Origin of the sequence: Pseudomonas fluvialis (assembly GCF_002835605.1) — a bacterium.
In the GTDB taxonomy this organism is placed as follows: Bacteria; Pseudomonadota; Gammaproteobacteria; order Pseudomonadales; family Pseudomonadaceae; genus Aquipseudomonas; species Aquipseudomonas fluvialis.
The window spans coordinates 1-4,427 of sequence record NZ_PIYS01000001.1 but is presented as its reverse complement, the minus strand read 5'-3'; the positions used below and the strand labels follow the sequence as shown (position 1 = coordinate 4,427).

The window sequence follows — 4,427 nt, the reverse complement described above, 5'->3', positions numbered from 1 at the left end:
GTTATGTGTAAGGAGTGCATTTAGGCCGATAGGGGTAGTAGGTGGGGGACTGGCAATCCCTGTGACGCTTGTTGGCTCTGTAGCCCTTCTGCTGGTTTTGTTGCGTTACGCAAGTATCAACTTGATTCCATCGGATCAAAACAACATTAAGGAGGTGTCTATGGTAAAAACATTAACTGCTCGTACTCGTGTGTTCTTAAGCTCCATCTTTGAAACAACATGGGCTATCGGAGTCGGCAGCGTTGTTGGACACCTATTGGCCTAAGTGCATTCAGAAATGCTAGGAGAGTTCGCTATGGAAAGGTACAAGAATTTAGGCGGAGACTCCGGCGTCGCCTTCTACGAAATAGGGCCAGAATCAATAACCGTGCAATTCACAACGGGCGCAACTTATTTATATAACTACAGAAGCGCCGGCCAACACCATATAGAGCAAATGAAAGCATTGGCCATCGCCGGGCATGGACTTAACAGTTACATAAAAAGATATGTCAATCGAGGTTATGCTGGCAGGCTGCGGTAACACATAACAATTGGTTCAAGTCGTTCGCTTCGCTCACTCGGGACCGGCTTAAGCCGGCCCCTTAACCAAACGTTAGATGCAGTTTCAAAAATCACGGAACCATCATGGCATTCGACATGTATCACAGTAGCGAGAAAGCATGCATAGAAACGCATGAAGAGTCGCTATTCGTTCCTGTTAACGAAAATCCGAATTACCCATGCCTCGACTGGCTTTCGGCAGAACTCTATAACTCCCCCAAGATTTCACCAGAAAAATCGAACGCTATTGTTCATGAGCTTATTGCGTTGCGAGAGGAGGTTCTTGGCACAGAGCTAAGCTATTTAACAAGAACCATTGACAGAGTCATGCCTTTCTTCAGCAAAGCATACATACTCAAAGCTGAGATAAAGTGCGTAAGCGATTGAGGCTCGTGCCATGCATCTAACAAGTGGTTCAAATCGCTCGCTCCGCTCGCTGGGACGGGCTAAAGCCCGCCCCTTAACCAAACGTTAGGCTGCACAAAACATGCGTACTTCTCCACTCTACCGCTCCGTCAACACTCGGACTCATGGCGTGAAACATGGCATGGGTGGAGAGTTCCGACATGCCCGCCACTCGAAGAGCCTCGAAAATAGCGAAGCCGTCCGCTCATCTATGCACAGCCGGCTTAAGCACGGCCGTGACTACACCCCACTTTTCCGATTTCTACTATCAAGAGTAGGAGACCATTGGAATCAAGTATATGCGGAGGCCAAGTCTCGTCTCGACACAACGGAGCCGATATTCTGGCTTGTCGCAAGATCTGAAGAGCAGAAAGAAGAGCTCGTGCGCGTAGGCGAGAGCAGCTATTTCAGCGGATTGTTCGTTGATGGAGAAGGCCTACTTCAGCTGGTAAACTCAAGCTTGAGGGCTCAAGACATGGAGCCCTTCTGTACTTGTTGCACGCACACATTTAATGGCGTTCGGTTCGGCATCCAAGAATAAACACAACACTTAGGCGCAACCACACCAAGTGCAGCCTAACAATTCATTCAAGCCGACGCCGCTTCACGGCGCGGCTTAATTCAGGCGTTAGAGGTTTAAGATGCCAAAGTACAGCCGCACAGAAGGTGGCGAAACAATAGAGCACTTCGACTCCCTTGAAGAGCTTGAGGAAAGAAACAGACAACTAAAATCTGAAGGCTCGTATCAAGGCTTATTCCTGCTAATCACAGCAAGCGCCATACTTGGATATTTAGCAATTCAATATCTAGGCCTGCAGGATGCTGCAAAATGGATCAAAGCCTCAATTTTCGCAGCACTAGCCATACCATCTGGAGTCATTGGCTATAAATATGGCGAAACAATAATCGGCGCAATTATCCTTGCCGTAATCGGTTTGGTAATTTTAGGCGTCGGGTATTTTCTATGGTCACTGCTGTAAACCTCTAACAATGCGCTCAACTGCCGCTCACTTCGTTCGCTGGACGTCCAAAAGCTGCGCTTTTGGCCGCCCGTTAGCTTAATCGTTAGCTACCAAAGGATAGTTCCATGGCGCGACCAAAATTAAAGACTCACATTGATTGGTATGCGTCCGAACATCGGAGGTATGAAGATCTTGCATCCGTCGCGGCGGCCACAATTCGATCAATAATGCGTTTGCATAACATAGACGTACTCGGCGTGACGTATAGAGCAAAAACATTAGAAAGTTTCAAAGAAAAAATAGGAAGGAAAAGGTATCAAGATCCCAAAGCAGAAATGCTTGATCTGGCTGGCGTTAGAGTCGTTACTTTTATTGACAGCGACGTAGATCGTGCAAAGGCAGCACTGGCGGATACCTTCGGCATCAAAACTGCTCATAGCGGCGACAAGCTAGTGGATCTAGGTGCAGATCGATTTGGCTATCGATCTGTACATTTGGTTTGCGACTTAGGGAGCTCTCGAACAGCACTGCCTGAGTTTTCGCTATACAAAGATATGGTTTTTGAGGTTCAAATCCGAACAGCGCTTCAGCATGCATGGGCGGAGATTGAGCATGATCGCAGTTATAAATTCAAGGGTGAACTCCGGTCATCGATGAAGCGCAGGTTTCACTTAGTAGCAGGCCTTCTGGAGTTAGCAGACCGCGAATTCGACTCTCTTTCTAAAGAAATCCAAGAGTACGCGAACAGTGTTCATACTCAGGCAGAGGCGGGAGACCTCAACATCGAGCTAAATGCGGCAAGCATCAGCGAATACCTAAAAATCAAGCTATCCAATACTGTCTCGCGCGCGCCTTATCAAGCAATGGCCGCATCAGAGGAACTCATAGATGAATTACATAGCTTTGGCTGCTCCGGTTTAGCAGACCTTGAGAAAATATTAACAAATGAAGCAATAGAACTCTCAGCATCTCACAGCGAGTTCACGACATTCTCACTCCTTAGAGATGCAATGATTTTGTCCGATCCAGAGCGATATTTTCAAGTCGCATGGAAAGAGCACTGGCAAGGTTGGGATAACAATTCTTTTGAAAGAATGTGTGAAAAGATTGGAGCCGAAAAGCTCGGAAAAATCGTAGAAGATGCAGGAATCGACATCTACTACGACCATGAAAGTTTTGATAGCTAACAATGCGTATATGGGCTCTCCCCACAAGTAGTGAGCAAAGCATTGCTTTTGCACCTGTCGTCAGCGCGGTTGCATTCGTATATCCGGCCTGTTGTGGGCTTTTCCGCCCTGGCCAATCTGTAGTTCGCGCAGCGGGGGCCAAGCGTTCAATCGATCACGCGGATCATGATTGTTATCGGCCTTATTCCGCTGCAGGACTCGCCTGTTCCGACAGTGCTGCTGTTCACCACAACCACCAGAAAACCATCTTGCCGTTCTGATTACCCCCCGCCGTCAGGCGGGCTTTGTGCTTTGCCAATTGCCATTGAAGCGCCGCTCATGGCACCACACGGCCCAGCAGATCCGCACCAGTTTGTTGGCCAGGGCTACCGCAGCCTTGTTGTGGCCGATGCGCGCCGCCGTTGCCACGGCCCAGCGTTGCAGCTGCGTCAGCTTTTCCGGGGTACGTGCCTGACAGCGTTGTGCAGCCAGCAAGGCTGCCCGTGAGCCATGGATTAGCAGGGTACGCACATAGACGTTGCCCTGTCGGCTGATGTGGCCGAGCTTACGGCGCTCGCCACTGCTGAACTCGCGCGGGGTCATGCCCAGCCAGGCACTGAGCTGGCGACCACTGGCAAAGCGCTCGGGCCTGCCAACGGCGGCTGTCAGGGCGCTGGCGGTCAGCAGCCCAATGCCGCTGACCTCATCCAGCTTGCGTACGATGTCATCGTCGGCATGCCAGCGTTTGAGCTGCTGCTCGCACTCGGCCATGCACTGCTCATACAGGTTGATTTCGGCCAGGACGATATGCAGCAGACGGCTCAGGGGCGCGAGCTCGGGCTGGTCAACCAGCTCGCTGGCGGCGCGGATGAAGGCGGCGGTCGAGGCGGGGGCCTCGATACCGGCTTCACGCAATAGACCGCGCAGCAGGTTGATCCGCTGGGTGCGGCTTTTCTTCCAGGTTTCCCGCAGCCCGTGCAACTGTTGCAGCTGTTGCTGGCCGTGGTTTTTCACCGGCACGGGATGAATATCGGTGCAGCGTGCTGCTTCGAGCATGGCGTCGCAGTCATTGCGGTCGGTCTTGTTGCGGCGGCGATAGGGCCGCACGTAGCGCGGATGCAGTAGCCTCACCTGATGCCCCAGGGCTTGCGCTACACGTCCCCAATAGTGGGCCGTGCCACAGGCCTCCATCACCCACTCGACCGGTTCGGCCTGCTCCTGTATATATCGCCGGAACGCCTCTCGGTTCAGCCGCTTGCGCTGCACCACCTGGCCGGAACGGAAACTCTCGGCAACTTGGTAAACGGATTTGGCCAGATCAACTGCAATGCGTTTCATACCGACTCTCCCA

5 protein-coding genes are annotated in these 4,427 nt (G+C 51.5%); 4 read left to right on the top strand and 1 reads right to left on the bottom strand.

Annotated features, from left to right (window positions below):
• The 4 genes from CW360_RS16940 to CW360_RS00010 all read left to right on the top strand — a co-directional run.
• Window positions 1-265 (top strand): hypothetical protein (locus tag CW360_RS16940; RefSeq protein WP_212633273.1); only part of this gene is annotated, 265 nt, incomplete at its 5' end.
• A 362-nt stretch (window positions 266-627) separates the two neighbouring features.
• Window positions 628-930 (top strand): hypothetical protein, encoded by a 303-nt coding sequence (locus CW360_RS16715; protein WP_157825239.1) that lies wholly within the window; start codon window positions 628-630, stop codon window positions 928-930.
• Window positions 931-1,589: 659 nt separating this feature from the next.
• Window positions 1,590-1,928, top strand: coding sequence for a hypothetical protein (locus CW360_RS16710; protein ID WP_157825238.1), 339 nt, complete (start codon window positions 1,590-1,592; stop codon window positions 1,926-1,928).
• A 107-nt stretch (window positions 1,929-2,035) separates the two neighbouring features.
• Entirely contained in the window at window positions 2,036-3,097 is a 1,062-nt protein-coding gene (locus CW360_RS00010) for a GTP pyrophosphokinase (protein WP_101192302.1), read from the top strand.
• Window positions 3,098-3,370: 273 nt separating this feature from the next.
• On the opposite strand, the gene CW360_RS00005 is transcribed toward CW360_RS00010, so the two are convergent.
• Window positions 3,371-4,414, bottom strand: coding sequence for an IS110 family RNA-guided transposase (locus CW360_RS00005; protein ID WP_101192301.1), 1,044 nt, complete (start codon window positions 4,412-4,414; stop codon window positions 3,371-3,373).
• Between the last annotated feature and the right edge of the window lie 13 nt (window positions 4,415-4,427).

Bases quoted from the DNA above. Each gene is read 5' to 3' on its own strand.
- CW360_RS16715 (WP_157825239.1), top strand. From the start codon at position 628: ATGGCATTCGACATGTATCACAGTAGCGAGAAAGCATGCATAGAAACG.
- CW360_RS16710 (WP_157825238.1), top strand. From the start codon at position 1,590: ATGCCAAAGTACAGCCGCACAGAAGGTGGCGAAACAATAGAGCACTTC.
- CW360_RS00010 (WP_101192302.1), top strand. From the start codon at position 2,036: ATGGCGCGACCAAAATTAAAGACTCACATTGATTGGTATGCGTCCGAA.
- CW360_RS00005 (WP_101192301.1), bottom strand. From the start codon at position 4,414: ATGAAACGCATTGCAGTTGATCTGGCCAAATCCGTTTACCAAGTTGCC.